This window comes from Mesorhizobium sp. P5_C1, assembly GCF_054049815.1.
Map to the genome: position 1 here is coordinate 1 of NZ_JBFULQ010000065.1, position 18,781 is coordinate 18,781.

Genomic DNA, 18,781 nt, shown 5'->3' on the forward strand with positions numbered 1-18,781 from the left:
GAGGGGGGTGTTCAAGCGCCGACATTTCCTCTCAAAACCTCGGAATGTCCGGAAACGGCAGCTTGCCGCCGGAAATGTGCATGCGCCCGAGTTCGGCGCAGCGGCGTAGCTGCGGGAAGACCTTTCCCGGGTTGAGCAGGTGGTTGGGGTCGAAGGCGCATTTGACCCGCATCTGCTGGTCGAGGTCGATCTGGTTGAACATCTCCGGCATCAGGTCGCGCTTCTCGACGCCCACGCCGTGTTCGCCAGTGAGCACGMCGCCGACCTTGACGCAGAGCCGCAATATGTCGGCGCCGAAGCTTTCGGCCTTGTCGAGTTCGCCCGGCACATTGGCGTCGTAAAGGATCAGCGGATGCAGATTACCGTCGCCGGCGTGAAAGACATTGGCGACGCCGAGACCGTATGTCTCCGACAGCTCGCGCATGCCGGCAAGCACGCGCGGCAGTTCCTTGCGCGGGATGGTGCCGTCCATGCAGTAATAGTCGGGCGAGATGCGGCCAACCGCCGGAAAGGCCGCCTTGCGGCCGGCCCAGAAGCTCAACCGCTCCTGCTCCGACTGCGAGATGCGGCAGGTGGTCGAACCGTTCTTGTAGGCGATAGCTTCGACAAGGCCGATCAGGTGGTCGACCTCCACGCTCGGCCCGTCGAGCTCGACGATCAGCAGCGCCTCGACATCCAGGGGATAGCCGGCATGGACGAAATCTTCCGCGGCATGGATCGCCGGCCGGTCCATCATTTCCATGCCGCCCGGAATGATGCCGGCGCCGATGATGTCGGCGACGCACTGGCCGCCCTGTTCGCTGGTCGGAAAGCCGATGAGCAGGGCGCGTGCGGTCTCCGGCTTTTTCAGGATGCGCACGGTGACCTCGGTGACGACGCCGAGCAGACCTTCCGAACCGGTCATCACACCGAGCAGGTCGTAACCTTCCGCATCGAGGTGACTGCCGCCGAGCCGCACCACCTCGCCATTCATCAACACCATCTCGATGCCGAGCACATTGTTGGCGGTGAGGCCGTATTTCAGGCAGTGCACGCCGCCGGAATTTTCTGCCACATTGCCGCCGATCGAGCAGGCGAKCTGGGAGGATGGATCGGGGGCGTAGWAGAAGCCCTCCTGCTCGACGGCGGTGGTGATGCCGAGATTGGTGACGCCCGGCTGAGCGACGACGACCCGGTTGGGGAAATCGATCGCAAGAATGCGGTTGAAACGGCTCATGACCAGCAGCACCGCGTCTTCCAGCGGCAATGCGCCGCCAGACAGCGAGGTGCCGGAGCCCCGCGGCACGACGCGGATGTTGCGGTCGTTGCAGTATTTCAGCACGCGGGAAACCTGCGCCACCGTCTGTGGCAGCACGACGACCAGCGGCAACTGCCGATAGGCGGTCAGGCCATCACTCTCGAAGGCCCGCATGGAATTGGCGGCGTCGACGACGCCCTCGCCCGGTACGATGATGCGCATGTCGGCGACGATCTCGTCGCGCCGGCGCATCGTGGCGTCGTCTGGTTTCGGCATGGCCAGGCCGGACATCAGCAGCCTCGTTTTGCTTGACTGGTCAAAATCTTTTACCAGTGAAGCGCGCCGGTTGCAAATCCCGCTTTGGCGGAAAGCCCAAAGTCACCGCCGGACAGGCTTCCGCAGCGGCAATCTGCCGCTGTACAGCCCTATTCGCCCGCCGGCTTGCCGGGTTCGGAATGCATCCGGCGTACGCGGCGCACGCCCCACCACACCAGCAGAATGGCGACGGGTACCGAGGCCGCGGTGACGACCTCCGGCGCGAAGGCATGGCCGAAGATCGAGGCGCCCTTGGCGACATAGCCGACGAGGCCGACCACATAATAGGAGACAGCGGCGACCGAGAGGCCTTCGACGGTCTGCTGCAGGCGCAGTTGCAGGCGGGCGCGATTGTTCATCGACGCCAGCAGGTCGCGGTTCTGCTTCTCGACCTCGACATCGACCCAGGTGCGCAGCAGCGTCGTGGCGCGGGTCAGCTTGCGCGACAGATTGGCCTGGCGCTCCTCGACCGAACGGCAGGTGCGCATGGCCGGTGCGACGCGGCGCTGCAGGAACCCACCCCAGGTGTCGTAGCCGGGCACGGCTTCTTCCTCGAGCGCTTCCAGCCGCTCGACGACGATGCCGTCATAGGCGCGGCTGGCGCCGAAACGGTAGAGGCTCGACGCGGCGTCCGCTTCCAGTTCGGCGGCGAGCTCGGTCAGGTCGGCCAGCAGCGTCTGGCTGTCGCGGGTTTCGGCGACCTTCATCTCCAGCGTGGTCTGCGCCAGCCTGTCCTCGATGCGGCGGGCGCGGCCGGACAGGGTCAGCGCCAATGGCAGGCCGAGCATGGCCAGCGTTCGGTAGGTTTCGATGTCGATCAGCCGTTGCGACAGCGCCCCGGTTCGCGCCGGCGTCAGGCCGCGGTCGAGCACCAGCATGCGGGTCATGCCGTCGCCATCCTGGCGGAAATCGGTGACGATGGCGGCGTTGCCGCGTTCGACCAGCGAATAGCACAGGCTGGTCGGGTCGAAGCCGGCGATCAGCCGCTCGCTCGCTTGCGTCCACTTGCGGATTTCGAGCCTGATCCCCGAGATGACGGTTCCCGGCGGGGAAAACCCGTTGCCGAACGGCGAGTCCTCCAGCGCCCTGCCGCTTTCGGAGAGCGGGCCTTCCCACAGGTAGGTCGAGAATTCCGTGTGCCGCTCCCAGCGCAGCGAGCCCTTGCCCCACTTCATGGCGTGGTGGCGGGCCTGGCGGTCGGGCGCGGCAATGCCCAGACGCCGCGACAGTTCGGACAGCACCGCATGGTCGACACCGGATCCGCCCTCGGTCATGAAGGCGAGTTGCACCAGGACACGCGGCTTGTCGATCAGCGGATGCGGCCGGGCATGGACCTCGCCAAGCGCACCGGGCCGGCCCTCATGCGCGGGAAAACCCATGACGCTGCCCTTGGCGCGCGGCTGGAACTCGAGATTGGACGGGTCGTCTGACACGGCTTGTCCCCCGGGGTTCTCTAGACCCTCTTACATTGCGTCCCTCTAGGGCCAATGGCCAGATGACGCAAACAGCAAAGTTTAGCCGAAGACGATATGGCGTCAGGCGTCAAAATCGACCCGCTTCGACCAATTGGATAAATAATTTGACCAGTTGGCGACGCAGGCTTTATCCTGCACGACAGCGGTTCACCTTCCAGGCATTCTGTTGAGCGACATTTTTTCCAGGATCGAGCATTCGCGCACCGCCGACGAGGTGGTGCAGCAGATCGAGAGCCTCATCCTGGAAGGCGTGCTGCGCACCGGCGACCGGTTGCCTGGCGAGCGCGAGCTCGCACGCCAGTTCGACGTGTCGCGGCCGATCCTGCGCGATGCTCTCAAGGCGCTCGAAGGGCGCGGCCTTTTGACGACCAAGGCCGGCGGCGGCACGCATGTCGCCGACATCATTGGCCAGCTGTTCACCAAGCCGGTGGCCGACCTGATCTCGATGCATCGCAAGGCGGTGGCCGACTACCTGGAATACCGCCGCGAGATCGAGGGCGTCGCGGCCGAGTATGCGGCGCGACGCGCCACTCCGGAGGATCTGGCGCTGCTCGACCGCATCATGGCGCGCATGGATGAAGCGCACCGGACCGGCGATTTCGACGACGAAGCCGAAATCGATGTCGAGTTCCACCACGCGATCTGCGAGTGCGCGCACAACATCCTGCTCTTGCACACGCTGCGCTCCTGCTACCGGCTGCTGTCGGAAGGCGTGTTCCAGAACCGGCTGCTGGTGTTCACCGTGCCCGGCGCGCGCGACGCGCTGCTTGCCCAGCACCGGGCGATCCATGCCGCGGTGAAGGCCGGTGACCCTGCGGCCGCGCGGCAAGCGGCGATGGACCACATGATCTATGTCGAGCGGTCGATGGCCGAGGCCGAGCGCAGCGGCGACTGGCAACGCGTCTCGCGGCTGAGGCTCAGGCAACGGTCTGAAGGGGCCAGATGAATTCACACGCAGACGCTCCCAGGACTGATAAGCGGGAACCCTCATGAGCCAAATCCTCACAATCGCCGATCTCAAGGACCTCGCGCGCCGGCGCGTACCAAAAATGTTCTTCGAATACGCCGATTCCGGCGCCTGGACGGAAAGCACCTATCGGGCCAACGAGGAGGATTTCGCCAAGATCAAATTCCGCCAGCGCGTGCTGGTCGACATGAGCAACCGCTCGCTGGAATCGACCATGATCGGCGAGAAGGTGGCAATGCCGGTGGCGCTGGCGCCGACCGGCCTGACCGGCATGCAGCATGCCGATGGCGAGATGCTGGCGGCGCAGGCGGCCGAGGAGTTCGGCGTGCCATTTACCCTGTCGACGATGAGCATCTGCTCGATCGAGGATGTCGCCTCGGTGACCAGGAAGCCATTCTGGTTCCAGCTCTATGTGCTGCGCGACAAGGATTTCGTGCTCGACCTGATCGACCGGGCAAAGGCGGCGAAGTGCTCGGCGCTGGTGCTGACGCTCGACCTGCAGATCCTCGGACAACGCCACAAGGATGTCCGCAACGGACTTTCGGCGCCGCCCAGGATGACGCTGGCCAACATCGCCGACATCGCCATTCGCCCGCGCTGGTGGATGGGCATGGCCGGCACCAAGCGCCGCACCTTCCGCAATATTGTCGGCCACGCCAAGGGCGTCGGCGACGTCGCCTCGTTGTCCTCCTGGACGACGGAGCAGTTCGATCCGCATCTGTCATGGAGGGATGTCGCCTGGATCAAGGAACGCTGGGGCGGCAAGCTGATCCTCAAGGGCATTCTCGACAAGGAAGATGCGCTGATGGCGGTCAAGACCGGCGCCGACGCTATCATCGTCTCCAACCATGGTGGGCGGCAACTCGATGGCGCGTCGTCTTCGATCATGGCGCTGGAGGAGATTGCGGACGCGGTCGGCGACACGATCGAAGTGCACATGGATGRCGGCATCCGCTCCGGCCAGGATGTGCTGAAGGCGCTCTGCCTCGGCGCCAAGGGCACCTATATCGGCCGGCYATTTCTTTACGGCCTGGGTGCGCTCGGCAAGGAAGGAGTTACCAAGGCATTGGAAATCATCCGCAAGGAGATGGACATCACGCTGGCGCTGTGCGGAAAGCGTCTGGTCACCGACATGGGCAAGGACCAGCTCCGGCGCTAAGTCCGTGACAGCCTGACCACGGAGACGGCGCAGAGTTGGCAGAACCCGGCATCCATTTTCTCGACGCGCATGGGCCGGAAGGTGTGCGTCTTTATGCGATCGGCGACGTGCATGGCCGGCTCGACCTGTTGGCCGCCATGCATCAGCGGATCGAGGATGAGATCGAGCGGGATGCGCCTGCCGACTGGCGCGTCATCCATCTTGGCGACTATGTCGACCGTGGACCGGACTCCAAAGGCGTCATCGACTTCCTGATCGAGGCGCGAGAGCGCGACCCGCGCCATGTGATGCTGGCCGGCAACCACGACGTCGGCTTTCTCGACTTTCTCAAGAAGCCCGACCCGGAAGGGCTTTTCATCCGTTTCGGCGGCATCCAGACGGCGCTGTCCTACGGCGTGGCGATCAGTGAAGGCACCAGCATGTGGTTCGGYAAAGCCGAGGCCGCCGTGCGCAAAGGACATGAATCCCTGGTCGAGGCGGTGCCGCAAACCCATATCGATTTTTTGCGATCGCTGCGGCTTTCGCTGACGCTCGGGGATTTCTTCTTCTGCCATGCCGGCATCAGGCCGGGCATCGCGCTGGCAAGGCAAAATCCGCAGGATCTGATGTGGATCCGCGACATCTTCCACAATTATCCGGGCCTGTTCCCGAAGATCGTGGTGCACGGGCACACGCCGGTGCCGGAAGCGGAAGTGATGGCCAACCGCGTCAATGTCGACACGCTTGCCTGGCAATCAGGCATGCTCAGCGCGCTCGTCGTCGACGGCCCGGACAAACGCATCCTGACGATCACGATCAAGGAGGCTGGGACGACGAAGGGAGCTTGAGCGCGGCGCGTCCAGGGACGCGAAAAACGCTCCGGCTTTTAGCGAAGCGAGGCGGTGACGCCGTAGCCGTCGACGGCGTTGTGGTTGTTGGCTGCGTCGGCGGAATAGATGCCGAGGCCGCACAGCACGATGGCGGACAACATAGCAAAGGACAGAAGCGCTGCTTTCACGGACGTCATCTCTTGTTGAGCTTGCTGCATCTGTGCACCAGGCGGTTACCAATGCGTTGAAACGGAGAATTCGCTTCAAAGTTTCGACGATTTCGCGCTTCTAGGCGCGTTCTGTATCGACGGTGTGTCGCGCGGGTCACACCAAAGGTTCACCGCGGTTGCACAGCCGATGCAGAGCGCGCGCCTTCTAGGATGACGGGCGGACACAAGCCAAGGATGAAAGGGGTTTTCCCCAGGCGGTTTCACCGCCGCGTGCCAATTATGTCACGCGGCAGGACACTGGGGTGCTCAAATTAGGGTGTGTTGAGATTCAGGTCAGGCCGAGCCGAAAACGATGGGTTCCGAGAACCGGAGCGGAGCGTACTTTTGGGTACGTGAGCACCGGAAGTGCAGGAAGCCGGCGTTTGCAGGCCGGCATCACCTGAATATCAACGCACCCTAGATCGTCGCCACCCAGGCGCGGGCAATGGCCAGGCCGGCAGCGTCGGCATCAGGCCCGTTACGGGCCATTTCGCCATCGAGCTTGCCGGCCCAGTCGGGATGGCGCGCGGCGATGGTCGGCGCAAAGGACGTGCTCCAGTCCTGCACCATCGGCCGGTCGGCCTCGAAATGGAACTGGAAGCCGTAGACGGCGCGGCCAACGCGAAACGCCTGGTTCTCGGCGACATCATTGCCGGCGAGCCGCACGGCGTTCTCAGGCAGCACGAACGTGTCGTCGTGCCACTGGAAGATCGAGAATTTTTCCGGCAACGCGCCAAGCACCGGATCGGCCTTGGCGTCCGGCGTCAGCGACACGCCGTGCCAGCCGAACTCGTTGGCGCCGCCGATGCGGTTCTCGCCACCGAAGGCGCGGGCAACGAGCTGGCTGCCGAGGCAGATGCCGAGCACGGCACGGTCCTTGTCGGCGAAATCGCGGGTCAGTTCGAGCAGAGCCGGGAAATAGGGATAATCGTCGTCGTCCAGCGCGTTCTGGCCACCGCCGAGCACCACCATGGCGTCGTGCCCGCCAGCATCATCCGGCAGGGGATCGCCCTTGTAGGGCAAACGCAGATCGAGGTCGGCGCCCGCTTCCGCCAGGGCCGCGCCGACCTGGCCAAGACCGGTATTGTCGTAGTTCTGGACCACCAGCACCCGCATCGCAAAACCCTGCTGACATGAAAATGATGCGAGGAGCGATATCATGCCGCCAGCATTGCAGCCAAGATGCGTGTTGCGGGAGAAAACTATGCCACTGCAGAACCGGGTCGATCCGTTCGGCGCCATCCACGCCGTGCCCGAGCGCGGGCTGTTCACCGGCAATCGCGGCATCATCCACGATCCCGAGACAAAGACGCTGCTGAAAAAGCGCTGGGCGCTTCCGGCCTGGATCATCTGCATCTGCCAATTCCGCGACGTGCGGCGCGAGCCGATGGGGCGCAACCGGAAGAGCGACGACCAGTTGGGTGGCAAAGCGGGCTGGACCGAGCTGTTCTTCCTCGACGAGGTAACGGCGCTGGCGGCCGGGCATCGCCCCTGCTTCTTTTGCCAGCGCGAACGGGCCAAGGATTTCGTCGGCCGCTTCGGCGATGCCTTCGGCATTGCCGAGCCACGCGCGCCGCAGGTCGACAAGCGGCTGCACAAGGAGCGGCTGGCGTCCGGTGGCAAGCCACCGATACTGGCCCTCGAGGACCTTACGGGTCTTCCCGACGGTGCGATGCTTGCTGATAGCGGCACCGCCTATGCCTTGCGCGGCGGAAAGGCGCTGCGGTGGTCTTTTGCCGGATATGGCCCACCCCGCGATTTCAGCCTGCTCGAAGGCAAGGCGCTTGCGTTGCTGACGCCGGCCACGACGCTCGCCGTCTTGCAGCATGGCTTTCGACCGGTGTGGCATCCGACCGCCGAGGCTTGACGCCGGCGGGCGGCTCGCTCATTCCTCGGCGATGCGCGCCAATTACAAGATGCAACGCCTGTTCGTGCCCGACGACCTCGGGCCCGAGATCGAGTTCGATGCCGGTCAGCAGCAGAGCCACTATCTGCTGCATGTGCTGAGGCTTGGCGAAGGCGCCGAAATCCTGGTGTTCAACGGTCGTGACGGTGAATGGTCGGCGGCCATCGCGGCGAAGACAAAAAGGGCGGTGCGGCTGAAGGTGCTGACGCTGCAACGGCCGCAACCGCCACTGCCCGATCTCATCTACTGCTTTGCGCCGCTGAAGCAGGGCCGGCTTGACTATCTCGTGCAGAAGGCGGTCGAAATGGGCGCCGGTGTCCTGCAGCCGGTCATCACCCAGCACACGCAAGTGGCAAAACCTTCCATCGATCGCCTGCGCGCCAATGTCGTCGAGGCCGCCGAACAGTGCGGCATCCTGGCGGTGCCGGAGGTGTGTGAAGCCGAAAAGTTCGACCRCCTGCTGACCGGCTGGGACAGAGAGCGGCGGTTGATCTTCTGCGACGAGGACGCCTCGACCAACAATCCGCTGCCGGCTCTGCAGGCGGTCAAGGAAAAGAAGCTCGGGCTGCTGGTCGGGCCGGAGGGCGGCTTCTCCGATGACGAGCGCAAGATGCTGCGCGCCCTGCCCTTCGTCACGGCCATTCCGCTCGGACCGCGTATCCTGCGCGCCGATACGGCGGCGGTGGCAGCACTTTCGGTGATCCAGGCAACCGTCGGAGACTGGTGAGACTTCATTCCTTGCAAGGGACGGAGAGCGCAGTATCGTTCAATTCCTGTTGACCTGTGGCTCAGGATTTTTCGCTTGATCGACTACTGACATTTCGTCCATCTAGCGCCGGCGGTCGTCCGACCGTCCTACAACTCCGCGTGTCCTTTCGGACGCGCAAAGGACGCTGTAACACTTGAAGGGGCACGTGATCCTTTCCGATAATCGAAAGCCGATCTTCGGGATTATGTGCGGAGGGCTCTATCATGGCGCGCGACACTACCGATTTCCGCCCGATCGAAGGCGTCGATGAACTCGTCGAGCATCTGGCCGAAGGCAACAAGCCGCGCGACAAGTGGCGCATCGGCACCGAGCACGAGAAATTCCCGTTCTATGTCGATGGCAACGCGCCTGTGCCCTATGGCGGCGAGCGCGGCATCCGCGCCATCCTCGAAGGCATGCAGCAGAAACTCGGCTGGGATCCGATCATCGATGACGGCCGCATCATCGGCCTGGTCGAACCGACCGGCCAGGGTGCGATTTCGCTAGAGCCGGGTGGCCAGTTCGAGCTGTCCGGCGCGCCGCTGGAGACGATCCACCAGACCTGCCGCGAGGGCAATGCGCATCTGGCACAGGTGCGCGAGATCGCCGAGCCGATGGGCATCCGCTTTCTCGGCCTCGGCGGCAGCCCGAAATGGTCGCTGGCCGAGACGCCGAAAATGCCGAAGTCGCGCTATGAGATCATGACGCGCTACATGCCCAAGGTCGGCACCAAGGGTCTCGACATGATGTACCGCACCTGCACGATCCAGGTGAACCTCGATTTCGAGAGCGAGGCCGACATGCGCCGCAAGATGCAGGTGTCGCTGAAGCTGCAGCCGCTGTCGACGGCATTGTTCGCCAATTCGCCGTTCACCGAGAGCCGGCCGAACAGATTGCAGAGCTGGCGCGGCGACATCTGGCGCGACACCGACAACCAGCGCTCGGGCCTGCTCGAATTCTGCTTCTCGCCCGATTTCGGTTTCGCCGACTATGTCGAATGGGCGCTCGACGTGCCGATGTATTTCGTCATACGCGACGGCCACTATCACGACATGACGCACATCACCTTCCGCCAGTTCATGGCCGGCGCCGCGCGCAATGAAGTGCCGGACGGGCTGCCGACGATGGGCGACTGGGCGAACCATCTGTCGACGCTGTTCCCGGACGTGCGGCTGAAGCGTTTCCTCGAGATGCGCGGCGCCGATGGCGGGCCGTGGCGGCGCATCTGCGCGTTGCCGGCTTTCTGGGTCGGATTGCTCTATGACGAGGCAGCGCTCGACGCCGCCGAGGCACTGACCTCAAGCTGGACATATGACGAAGTGCTGGCGATGCGCAACGCGGTGCCGGAACAAGGCATTTCAGCGCCCTTCCGCAACACCACGCTGCGCGAGATCGCCCGCGACGTGATGGTCATCTCGCGCATGGGCTTGAAGAACCGCGGCCGCAAGAACCGCGACGGCTATGACGAGACCTCGTTCCTCAACACGCTCGATGAAGTGGTCGCACGCGGCACCACCAGCGCCGAGGAGATGCTCTCCGCCTACCACACGCGCTGGGGCGGCTCGATCGAGCCGGTCTTCATGGAATACGCCTACTAACCCTGCGAGTGCAGGCGCGGCCGATTGATTGGCAAAAGCCGCTTCAATCGGCCATCGAAACGAATTAGGCTCTCCACCCTAGGATTTCCCGGAGGAGAAAGCCGATGCCTACCTTGTTCGATATGCTGGCCCAGGCCCAGAACGGCAACGGCATGCAGGCCCTTGCCCAGCAATACGGGCTTTCGATGCAGCAGACACAGGCAGCCGTTGCCGCTCTGCTGCCGGCCTTTTCGCAGGGGCTGCAGCGCAACACGGCCGATCCCTATGGGCTCGGCGCCTTCATGACGGCGATGGCGAGCGGCCAGCACGCCAAGTATTTCGAGGACGCGACCCGAGCCTTCTCGCCGCAAGGCGTCGATGAGGGCAACGGCATTTTGGGGCACCTGTTCGGCTCGAAGGACCTGTCGCGGGCCGTGGCTAGCCAGGCAGCGCAAGCCAGCGGCGTCAGCCAGCAGATCCTGCAGCAGATGCTGCCGACCATCGCCTCGATGGTCATGGGCGGGCTGTTCAAGCAGACGACAAATCAGATGCAGGCGGCCGGCGGCCTTGGCGGCGGCAACAATCCGCTCGGCGAGATCATCGAGCAGATGATGCGGCAAAGCGGCATGCAAGCCCCCGCTCCACAGCCGCGCCAGGCACCGCAGCCGCAGAATCCGATGGACAACCCGCTCGGCAAGGTTTTGCAGGACATGTTCGGCGGCGGTGCCCCGCAGCCGCAAAGCCATCCGCAGCAGGCACCCAATCCCTATGGCGACAATCCGCTCGGCAAGGTGCTGCAGGACATGTTCGGCGGTGGAGCGCCGCAGCCGCAGCAATCGCAACCGCAGCAGACCCAGAGCCCCTATGGCGACAACCCACTCGGCAAGATCTTCGAGGAGATGCTGCGGCAAGGTGGTGGCGGCTTCGGCGGGGGCGGACAGCCCGCACCGCAACAGCCACAGGCACCACCGCAGCGGCAGGCGCCGCAGCCGCAGACCAATCCGAGCGGCCGGCCGAGGAACCCGTTCGACGACCTGTTCGGCAAGATGTTCGAGACCGGCGCCCAGCAGCGTGACGAGTACCAGAAGGGCGTGGAAACGATCTTCGACCAGTTCAAGCGGGACATGGATCGGCGGTAGCACCGATCGGCACTTCAAAAGAAAAGCCCGGTCCTGGGAGGACCGGGCCAGCGTGCAGGCGGGCCGGCGGGGATCCGGCAGGGAGTGGGGGCCTGCATACTCGTCAGTCGCGTCGAACCTTAAAAAGGTTCACGGCAACCGGTGCGATAGCAACCAAGCCAGGCGATCAGGCCCCCTTGCGGGCGAAATGCTCGATCGTTTCGACGCGATCGCTGGCGATTTCGCGCAAGATCTTCGTCGGATCGCGGCCAAACGGTATGTCGATGGCGACATGGAGATCGGCGCGCGTCAGGCCGATATCGGCGAGTTCGGAATCCGACATCTCGCCAAGGCGATAGAAGGCGCGGCGGTTTTTCCAGGCGCGGTAAACGTTGGAGACGGTGTTTGCCACGCGCGTCGCAACGGCCGGACGCGAGGTAATGCGCGAGGTCTCGGTGGCGAAATCAAACGTGGTCATGTCGGTCTCCTTCAGACTCGAACGGACAAAGCCCTGCCATCGGCGCTGACGACAGCGACCGTTTCGGCTTCGATTCACATGCCTTCATGTGGACAATGACAATTTGCCATCGACCGATTGATTAATCCAACGAATGTTTCTAATCCTAGGCATCAACACTAGTGATGGATTGGACCGATGAAAGCGCCACTCGATCTCGATCAGTTGCAGACCTTCATCTCGATTGCCGACACCGGCAGCTTTACGCGGGCGGCCGAAGAGGTGCACCGGACACAGTCGGCAGTATCGATGCAGATGCGCCGGCTGGAAGAGCGGATCGGCAAGCCGCTGTTCGAAAAGGACGGGCGTACCAACAGGCTGACCGAGGAGGGCGACAAGCTGCTCTCCTATGCGCGGCGGCTGCTCTATCTCAACCGCGAAACACTGGCCGCCTTCGACGACCGGCGGCTCGAAGGCACGATCCGCATCGGCACGCCGGACGACTATGCCGACCGTTTCCTGCCCGAGATCATGGCGCGCTTCACGCGCTCCAATCCGCGCGTCGAACTGACCGTCATCTGCGAGCCGACGCCAGGGCTGGTCGAGCATATCAAGCGCGGCAATCTCGACCTGGCACTGGTGACGCACAATGATGTACGCGGCCAGTCGGAAGTGGTGCGGCGCGAGCCGCTGCTGTGGGTCACCTCGGCCAACCATGCGACGCACGAGCAGCCGACGCTGCCGATGGCCTTCGGCCGGCCGAATTGCATCTGGCGGCGCGCCGCCGTCGACGTGCTAGACCAGCAGCACCGGGACTATCGCATCTTGTTCACCAGCTTCTCGGCAACTGTCATCACCGCCGCCGTACTTTCTGGCCTGGCGATCTCGGTGTTGCCGGAATGCGCGCTCAGGCCCGGCATGCGGGTGCTGGGTGAAGCCGACGGCTTTGGCGCCCTGCCCGATTGCCGTATCGGCATCATGCGCGGGCAGACGTCGCGGCCGGAGATCGTCGATGCGCTTGCCCGCCACATTTCGGAAAGCCTGGACAATATTTCCGTGCCGATCGGCGAAGAGACCGGGACATTCGACTTCGCCGCCCTCGCCTATGCCAAGATGAAGAGGACGAAGCCGAACCAGATCCTGCCGGGCTGGTAGGCCAGATCCTCCCTGACAGGAAGATCAACCAAGGGCCGAAGCCGATCTGCCCTCGCCGGGCGAAGGGCCTGCCAGGGCCAGCATCTGGGCCGGCTCCAGCGGCGGTGACAGCAGATAGCCCTGCAACTGATGGCAGCCCATGCCGACGAGCAGGGCCTTTTGCTCCTCGGTCTCGACCCCCTCCGCGGTGACCTCGACGTCGAGAGCGATGGCAAGGTCGACCAACGCCTTGACGATCGCGGTGGAGTTTCGATCATTGTCGAGAAGGCGCACGAAGGAACGGTCGATCTTGAGCTTGTCGATGGCATGGCGGCGCAAGTAGTTCAGCGAAGAATAGCCGGTGCCGAAATCATCGAGCGCGACCCCGATGCCGGTTTGGCGCAAGGCCGCCAGTACCGTCCTGGTGGTGTCGTTGTTTTCCAGAAGCACACTTTCGGTGATCTCGAGTTGCAACCGCGACGGCGCCAGCCCGGTCTCGGCAAGGATCAACGCAACCTCGTCGGCGAACCCGGCGTCGCGCAGTTGCAGCGGCGAGACGTTGACGGCAACCCAGGGCAATTGCGTGCCGACGGCGAACCGGCAGGCCTCGGCCAGCACCCATTTGCCGAGCTCGCCGATCATGCCGCGTTCCTCGGCAATGGCGATGAACTGTTGCGGCGGCAACGCGCCATGGATCTCATGCGCCCAGCGGATCAGCGCTTCGGCGCCGGCGATCGTCCTGCCATCCGCGGCGAAAATCGGCTGATAGGCCAGTTTTATCCCGGTCCCGCCAGCAAGGGCGCTGCGGAGCTCGTTCTCGACCTTGCGCTTGTGCAGCAGGAGGTCGTCCATGTCGCCGGCGAAGATCTGATGGCGACCGCGGCCGTTCTTCTTGGCCTCGTAAAGCGCAATGTCGGCCTTGCGCAGCAAATCGTCAGCATCGACTTGCGGACCCAACGCCAGGGCAATTCCGATGCTGGCGCTGACGAAGACCTGATCGTCCATCAGCCTGAACGGCTCCTGCATCTTCCGCAGCAGCCGTTCCGAAACATCCTCGGCCGCCCTGATGTCGCGAACATCGACCAGAATGATCGCGAACTCGTCGCCGCCGAGCCGCGCCACCGTGTCGATTTCCCGGATCGTCTGCTGCAGCCTGGTTGCCGTCTGGCGCACAAGCTCGTCGCCAGCGGGATGGCCGAGCGTGTCGTTGACATGCTTGAAACGATCGATATCGAGATAAAACAGCGCCATCCTTGCCGTATCGCGCCCGGTCGTCAGCAAGGCCCGCCGCAACCTGTCCTCGAAGAGAGCCCGGTTGGGGAGGCCCGTCAGCGTATCGTGAAAGGCGAGATACTGCGCCTGCGCCTGACTGGTCTGCAGCGCCAGCGATGTCCGCCGCAGGCGCCGCAGAAGAAAGATCAATGCACCCGCGGCAAGCAGCACGCCGGCGACCAACGCCGGGCCCGCCTTGCGCACCAGCGTCAGACCGGGGCGCTCCTGATCCCAGCCGATGTAGCCGAGAATGACACCGCGTGAATTCATCAGCGGAATGGCGGCGGAGCTGACCGGTTGCGACAACAGCAGCAGGTGCGCGCCATCGAGCAGATATTTTTCGGCGATCTTGCCGATGACAGCGTCGTTGATGAACTCGATCGAGACATGCAGATATTCGCTGCCCGGCGCCTGGGTGACGCGGTCCGAACTCGGCACCAGCGGTGCGATGCTGAGGATCGCCGGCTTGCCCCCAAGCGACACGAGGTCCTCGGCGACCATTTTGGTCGGGCCGCCGGATGCGTTCTGTTGCGGCGGTTGAGCGATCAGCTGGCGCAGCTTTTCGATGGTGGGGCGCAAAGCAGGCTCATCCGCGCCGTAGACGGCCAGCGGCATCACCTTGCCTTCCTGCATGGCGTGGATCGGCCGGTTTGCCTCGTCCAGCACATAGACACGGTTGTGACCGTAGTAGGTATACATCCAGACGCTGATGTTCTCGACCATCCATTGCTGGTTGCCGGCCTTGGCGTTGAGGATGGAATCGTCCCAGACCGAGATACTTTCCTGCTCGCGCTCCACGGTAGCGATCTGATCCTGCAAACCGTTGGCGAAGAATACCTTTTGTCGCTCAAGCGAGGCACGATCGGTCTGCACGGCCGCGTAGAAGCCAAATCCGACGACCATGACCAGCGCAAAAGCGGCAAGCGCCAGCACGGTCAGCGTGACCTGATACGTCAATGGGCTGCGATGTCCGCTTGCGCTCATGCGTCCTTGGCCAGCTTCGTTGGATGCAACTCAATCAAAGCAGGCTTAACATCGCGTTATGACGTAGTGGTCCGTCACAGGCGCCTTGACGTGGGCGTTCAACCGTTCCCCAATCGGCCAATGAGCGAGGCAGCATCCGAATCACGCACGAACGCCACCGAATACACGGTGAGCGAGATTTCCGGCGCGCTGAAGCGCACGGTCGAGGACGTGTTCGGCAATGTGCGGGTGCGTGGCGAAATATCCGGCTATCGCGGGCCGCATTCGTCCGGTCATGCCTATTTTGCGCTGAAGGACGACCGCGCGCGGCTCGATGCCGTGGTGTGGAAGGGGACGATGAGCCGGCTGAAATTCCGCCCCGAGGAGGGGATGGAGGTAATCGCCACCGGCAAGCTCACCACCTATCCCGGCAAATCGAACTACCAGATCGTCATCGACAATCTGGAGCCAGCCGGCGCCGGCGCCCTGATGGCGCTGCTGGAAGAGCGAAAGCGCCGGCTGCAGGCCGAGGGCCTGTTCGACCCCGGCCGCAAGCGGTTGCTGCCGTTCATGCCGCGCGTCATCGGCGTCGTCACCTCGCCGACAGGTTCCGTCATCCGCGACATCATTCATCGCATCAAGGACCGGTTTCCATTGCATGTGCTGGTCTGGCCGGTGCGCGTGCAGGGCGAGACGGCGGGCGCGGAAGTGACCGCCGCTGTCAATGGCTTCAACGCGCTGGCCTGGGACGGTGCCATCCAGCGCCCCGATCTGCTGATCGTGGCGCGCGGCGGCGGCAGCCTCGAAGACCTTTGGGGCTTCAACGACGAGGCGCTGGCGCGTGCCGTTGCCGCCTCCGCCATTCCGGTGATCTCGGCTGTCGGCCACGAGACCGACTGGACGCTGATCGACCTCGTCGCGGATCGCCGGGCCCCGACACCGACAGGTGCCGCCGAAATTGCGGTGCCGGTGAAGGCCGACCTCGAAGCGACGCTTGCCAGCCTTGGTGCGCGGCTCAAGGCGGCGGTCTTGCGCAATTTCGAGCGCAAGCGGCAAGCCGCGCGTGCCGCCGCCCGCGCGCTGCCCTCGCCCGATCAATTGCTGGCGCTGCCGCGCCGCCGCCTCGACGAGGCGACAAGCCGGCTCGGCCGGGCGCTGTCCGTCAGCGTCGACCGCAAGCGGGCGCGGCTTCAAGGCCAAAGGCTGACGCCGGCCACGCTGTCGCGGCGCATGAATGAAGCCCGCACGCTGACCGGCCGCGACCTCGCCCGCGCGCAAGCGGCATTTTTTGCCATCGTGCGCGAACGTCGCGCACGATTTTCGCGCACCGCGACGCGGCTTTCGCCGGCCCCGATCGTGCGGCGCCAAAAGCTGCAAGGGGACACGCTGGCAGCGCTGGCGCGGCGACAGGATCGGGTGATCTCCGTCCGGCTCGAGCGCCTGCGCGGACAATTGAGCCAGGCCGATCGCCTGTTGACCACGCTTTCGCACAAGGCAGTGCTGGCGCGCGGCTTCGCCCTGGTGAAGGACGCCGATGGGGCAGTGATCAAACATGCGGCTGAGGTGGCGTCGGGAATGGCGCTTTCGCTGGAGTTCGCCGACGGCACCGCCGATGCGATTGCCACCAGCGGCACGGCAAGACCGAAAGCCGTGGCCAAGCCGGCGGCAAAGGCCAAAGAACCCGGCAATCAGGGATCGCTGTTCTGAGATCATGACCGACAATCCGAACCATCTGGCAACGCCTTCCGGCAAGCCGCGCGCGCGGCGTTTCGGCACCGGTTTCGACGGCACACCCGGTCCGTTCAACGCGATCACCGATGTGCCGGGCGTTGCCGTCGGTTACACGACGCTGATTTCAGGCGATGGAGCGCTCGTCGTCGGCCAGGGACCGGTGCGTACCGGCGTCACCGCGATCCTGCCCAGGCCGCGCGCCGATCTCGCCACGCCGGTCTTTGCCGGCATCTTCAGCCAGAACGGCAATGGCGAACTGACCGGCTCGCACATCGTCGAGGAAACCGGCGCATTCAACTTTCCGATCACCATCACCAACACGCATTCATGCGGTGTTTCACGCGATGGCACGCTGCGCTGGATGCAAAGCGTGCTGCCGGCGGCACTCGACAGCGCCTGGGGCCTGCCGGTGGCGGCGGAGACCTTTGACGGCTTCCTCAACGACATCAACGGCCACCATTTGACATCAGAGCATGTTGCGCAGGCACTTGACGGTGCGGCCAGCGGGCCGATCGAGGAAGGCAGCGTCGGCGGCGGCACCGGCATGATCACCTTCGGCTTCAAGGCCGGATCCGGGACCGCGTCGCGCATCGTCGAATGGCACGGCCGCGCCTACACTGTCGGCGCCTTCGTGCAGTCGAATTTCGGCAAGCGCCACAATTTTACGGTTCGCGGCCTGCGCGCAGGGCCAGAGCTTGCCGAGCCGGCGATCCGGCAGGGCGCACCGCGTGCCGAAAAGGGCTCGATCATCGCCGTCATCGCCACCGACGCGCCATTCCTGCCGCATCAGATGAAGCGGCTGGCCCGCCGTGTGCCGCTTGGCGTCGCCATGACCGGCGGCTTCGGCTATCACAGTTCAGGCGACATCTTTATCGCCTTCTCGACCGCCAATGCGAGCGCGGCGCTGGCACCATCCGGCCGCATCGCTAGCGCCGATTTTGTTCCCGACACCGACATCGATCCGTTTTTCGATGCGGTGATCCAGAGCGTGGAGGAATCGATCCTTAACGCCTTGGTCGCCAATGACGACATGAGCGGACGCGACGGCAATTTCGTGCCGGCGTTGCCGAAAGTGTGGCTGAAAGAGAAATTTGGCGGAGGGGATGATTAATACGAAGACGCGGGCCGAATAGCCCGCGTTTCAGACAGTTTTCCTGGAATTGCTCTAAGCGGCTATTCCGCGGCTTTGCTGGGGGCCTGCTGGTTCTCGTCGGCCTCGGCCGCTTCCTCGAGCCGGGAGGCGATCAGTTCCTGAATGTCGCCGACCTCTTCCTGGATATCCTCCAGAGGGATGCCGACCTCTGCCGCCTTGGCAGCGCATTCCTTGGCCAGAGACTCGGCCTGCTTGTCGATCCTGGCGTGGGATGACTGGCAGTGGACCTTTTCGCCTATCCATCCCCGCAAGAACTCGATCGCGTGTTCACTCATACTGCTGTTCCCTGGCGGCAAAGCCGGTTGGTAATCATAAACGCCGACACCCCGCAAAGGATGCATGCTCCCATACGAACCGAGTCGTCGCCAGCCGGCAAGCCGATCTTGTCCAAGGTCCACAGCGTCAAAGGAAATCGAGGGGTCAAGAGCATTCTGTTTCTGAGGGATCGGTACCGTTGGCTGGGATCACGCCCAGCTTTGCGCCACTGTTTCTATTTGCTTTTTTCCGGTTTCCTAGCCGATTTCGTCACAATAGATGGCGCAATCCGTAAC

Annotated in this window: 17 protein-coding genes; 10 read left to right on the forward strand and 7 right to left on the reverse strand. The window is 64.0% G+C overall.

Annotated features, from left to right (window positions below; genetic code table 11):
- Positions 1-31 precede the first annotated feature (31 nt).
- Both ACXJ7R_RS08130 and ACXJ7R_RS08135 read right to left on the reverse strand, forming a co-directional pair.
- The gene (locus ACXJ7R_RS08130) at positions 32-1,528 is read right to left on the reverse strand and encodes an FAD-linked oxidase C-terminal domain-containing protein (RefSeq protein WP_457151376.1); all 1,497 of its coding nucleotides are present in this window, start codon (positions 1,526-1,528) and stop codon (positions 32-34) included.
- A gap of 134 nt (positions 1,529-1,662) precedes the next feature.
- Positions 1,663-2,985 (reverse strand): DUF3422 family protein, encoded by a 1,323-nt coding sequence (locus tag ACXJ7R_RS08135; RefSeq protein WP_457151377.1) that lies wholly within the window; start codon positions 2,983-2,985, stop codon positions 1,663-1,665.
- Positions 2,986-3,193: 208 nt separating this feature from the next.
- On the opposite strand from ACXJ7R_RS08135, the gene ACXJ7R_RS08140 reads away from it, so the two are divergent.
- Genes ACXJ7R_RS08140 through ACXJ7R_RS08150 form a run of 3 tightly spaced genes read left to right on the forward strand, consistent with a single transcriptional unit; the run spans position 3,194 to position 5,980 of the window.
- On the forward strand, positions 3,194-3,973 hold the full coding sequence (locus tag ACXJ7R_RS08140; protein WP_457151378.1) for an FCD domain-containing protein: 780 nt from the start codon (positions 3,194-3,196) through the stop codon (positions 3,971-3,973).
- A 43-nt stretch (positions 3,974-4,016) separates the two neighbouring features.
- Complete coding sequence (locus ACXJ7R_RS08145; protein WP_457151379.1) at positions 4,017-5,153, forward strand: alpha-hydroxy acid oxidase; 1,137 nt, start codon at positions 4,017-4,019, stop codon at positions 5,151-5,153.
- A gap of 35 nt (positions 5,154-5,188) precedes the next feature.
- Positions 5,189-5,980, forward strand: a complete 792-nt coding sequence (locus ACXJ7R_RS08150; RefSeq protein WP_457151380.1) for a metallophosphoesterase — start codon at positions 5,189-5,191, stop codon at positions 5,978-5,980.
- Positions 5,981-6,018: 38 nt separating this feature from the next.
- Here the strand turns inward: ACXJ7R_RS08150 and ACXJ7R_RS08155 are convergent, their stop codons facing one another.
- Together ACXJ7R_RS08155 and ACXJ7R_RS08160 are read right to left on the reverse strand one after the other, a co-directional pair.
- Positions 6,019-6,150 (reverse strand): hypothetical protein, encoded by a 132-nt coding sequence (locus ACXJ7R_RS08155; protein ID WP_257784452.1) that lies wholly within the window; start codon positions 6,148-6,150, stop codon positions 6,019-6,021.
- A 438-nt stretch (positions 6,151-6,588) separates the two neighbouring features.
- Positions 6,589-7,287 carry a type 1 glutamine amidotransferase gene (locus ACXJ7R_RS08160; protein ID WP_457151381.1) on the reverse strand — a complete coding sequence of 233 codons (699 nt, stop codon included), beginning with the start codon at positions 7,285-7,287 and terminating at the stop codon, positions 6,589-6,591.
- Between the two features lie 88 nt (positions 7,288-7,375).
- On the opposite strand from ACXJ7R_RS08160, the gene ACXJ7R_RS08165 reads away from it, so the two are divergent.
- The 4 genes from ACXJ7R_RS08165 to ACXJ7R_RS08180 all read left to right on the forward strand — a co-directional run bounded on the left by ACXJ7R_RS08165 (position 7,376) and on the right by ACXJ7R_RS08180 (position 11,541).
- Complete coding sequence (locus ACXJ7R_RS08165) at positions 7,376-8,038, forward strand: hypothetical protein (protein WP_457151382.1); 663 nt, start codon at positions 7,376-7,378, stop codon at positions 8,036-8,038.
- Between the two features lie 31 nt (positions 8,039-8,069).
- Complete coding sequence (locus ACXJ7R_RS08170; RefSeq protein ID WP_457151383.1) at positions 8,070-8,804, forward strand: 16S rRNA (uracil(1498)-N(3))-methyltransferase; 735 nt, start codon at positions 8,070-8,072, stop codon at positions 8,802-8,804.
- A 245-nt stretch (positions 8,805-9,049) separates the two neighbouring features.
- Positions 9,050-10,423: a glutamate--cysteine ligase gene (locus tag ACXJ7R_RS08175; protein ID WP_457151384.1), complete on the forward strand. Its 1,374-nt coding sequence runs from the start codon at positions 9,050-9,052 to the stop codon at positions 10,421-10,423.
- Positions 10,424-10,527: 104 nt separating this feature from the next.
- The gene (locus ACXJ7R_RS08180; protein ID WP_457151385.1) at positions 10,528-11,541 is read left to right on the forward strand and encodes a DUF937 domain-containing protein; all 1,014 of its coding nucleotides are present in this window, start codon (positions 10,528-10,530) and stop codon (positions 11,539-11,541) included.
- Between the two features lie 166 nt (positions 11,542-11,707).
- On the opposite strand, the gene ACXJ7R_RS08185 is transcribed toward ACXJ7R_RS08180, so the two are convergent.
- Positions 11,708-11,998, reverse strand: a complete 291-nt coding sequence (locus tag ACXJ7R_RS08185) for a DUF1127 domain-containing protein (protein WP_457151386.1) — start codon at positions 11,996-11,998, stop codon at positions 11,708-11,710.
- A 177-nt stretch (positions 11,999-12,175) separates the two neighbouring features.
- Between ACXJ7R_RS08185 and ACXJ7R_RS08190 the strand changes: the two genes are divergently transcribed.
- Positions 12,176-13,132 carry a LysR substrate-binding domain-containing protein gene (locus ACXJ7R_RS08190; RefSeq protein WP_457151387.1) on the forward strand — a complete coding sequence of 319 codons (957 nt, stop codon included), beginning with the start codon at positions 12,176-12,178 and terminating at the stop codon, positions 13,130-13,132.
- 24 nt (positions 13,133-13,156) lie between these two features.
- On the opposite strand, the gene ACXJ7R_RS08195 is transcribed toward ACXJ7R_RS08190, so the two are convergent.
- Positions 13,157-15,340, reverse strand: coding sequence for a bifunctional diguanylate cyclase/phosphodiesterase (locus ACXJ7R_RS08195; protein WP_457151388.1), 2,184 nt, complete (start codon positions 15,338-15,340; stop codon positions 13,157-13,159).
- Between the two features lie 147 nt (positions 15,341-15,487).
- On the opposite strand from ACXJ7R_RS08195, the gene xseA reads away from it, so the two are divergent.
- Both xseA and ACXJ7R_RS08205 read left to right on the forward strand, forming a co-directional pair.
- Positions 15,488-17,053: an exodeoxyribonuclease VII large subunit gene (gene xseA, locus ACXJ7R_RS08200; protein WP_457151389.1), complete on the forward strand. Its 1,566-nt coding sequence runs from the start codon at positions 15,488-15,490 to the stop codon at positions 17,051-17,053.
- A gap of 4 nt (positions 17,054-17,057) precedes the next feature.
- Positions 17,058-18,188, forward strand: coding sequence for a DmpA family aminopeptidase (locus ACXJ7R_RS08205; RefSeq protein ID WP_457151390.1), 1,131 nt, complete (start codon positions 17,058-17,060; stop codon positions 18,186-18,188).
- 62 nt (positions 18,189-18,250) lie between these two features.
- Here the strand turns inward: ACXJ7R_RS08205 and ACXJ7R_RS08210 are convergent, their stop codons facing one another.
- Positions 18,251-18,505, reverse strand: coding sequence for a hypothetical protein (locus ACXJ7R_RS08210; protein ID WP_457151391.1), 255 nt, complete (start codon positions 18,503-18,505; stop codon positions 18,251-18,253).
- Positions 18,506-18,781: the final 276 nt, after the last annotated feature.

What these genes read in the sequence shown, in the direction of transcription:
- ACXJ7R_RS08160 (WP_457151381.1), bottom strand. Translation starts at nt 7,287, where the DNA reads ATGCGGGTGCTGGTGGTCCAGAACTACGACAATACCGGTCTTGGCCAG.
- ACXJ7R_RS08165 (WP_457151382.1), top strand. Translation starts at nt 7,376, where the DNA reads ATGCCACTGCAGAACCGGGTCGATCCGTTCGGCGCCATCCACGCCGTG.
- ACXJ7R_RS08175 (WP_457151384.1), top strand. Translation starts at nt 9,050, where the DNA reads ATGGCGCGCGACACTACCGATTTCCGCCCGATCGAAGGCGTCGATGAA.
- ACXJ7R_RS08180 (WP_457151385.1), top strand. Translation starts at nt 10,528, where the DNA reads ATGCCTACCTTGTTCGATATGCTGGCCCAGGCCCAGAACGGCAACGGC.
- ACXJ7R_RS08185 (WP_457151386.1), bottom strand. Translation starts at nt 11,998, where the DNA reads ATGACCACGTTTGATTTCGCCACCGAGACCTCGCGCATTACCTCGCGT.
- ACXJ7R_RS08190 (WP_457151387.1), top strand. Translation starts at nt 12,176, where the DNA reads ATGAAAGCGCCACTCGATCTCGATCAGTTGCAGACCTTCATCTCGATT.
- xseA (WP_457151389.1), top strand. Translation starts at nt 15,488, where the DNA reads ATGAGCGAGGCAGCATCCGAATCACGCACGAACGCCACCGAATACACG.
- ACXJ7R_RS08205 (WP_457151390.1), top strand. Translation starts at nt 17,058, where the DNA reads ATGACCGACAATCCGAACCATCTGGCAACGCCTTCCGGCAAGCCGCGC.
- ACXJ7R_RS08210 (WP_457151391.1), bottom strand. Translation starts at nt 18,505, where the DNA reads ATGAGTGAACACGCGATCGAGTTCTTGCGGGGATGGATAGGCGAAAAG.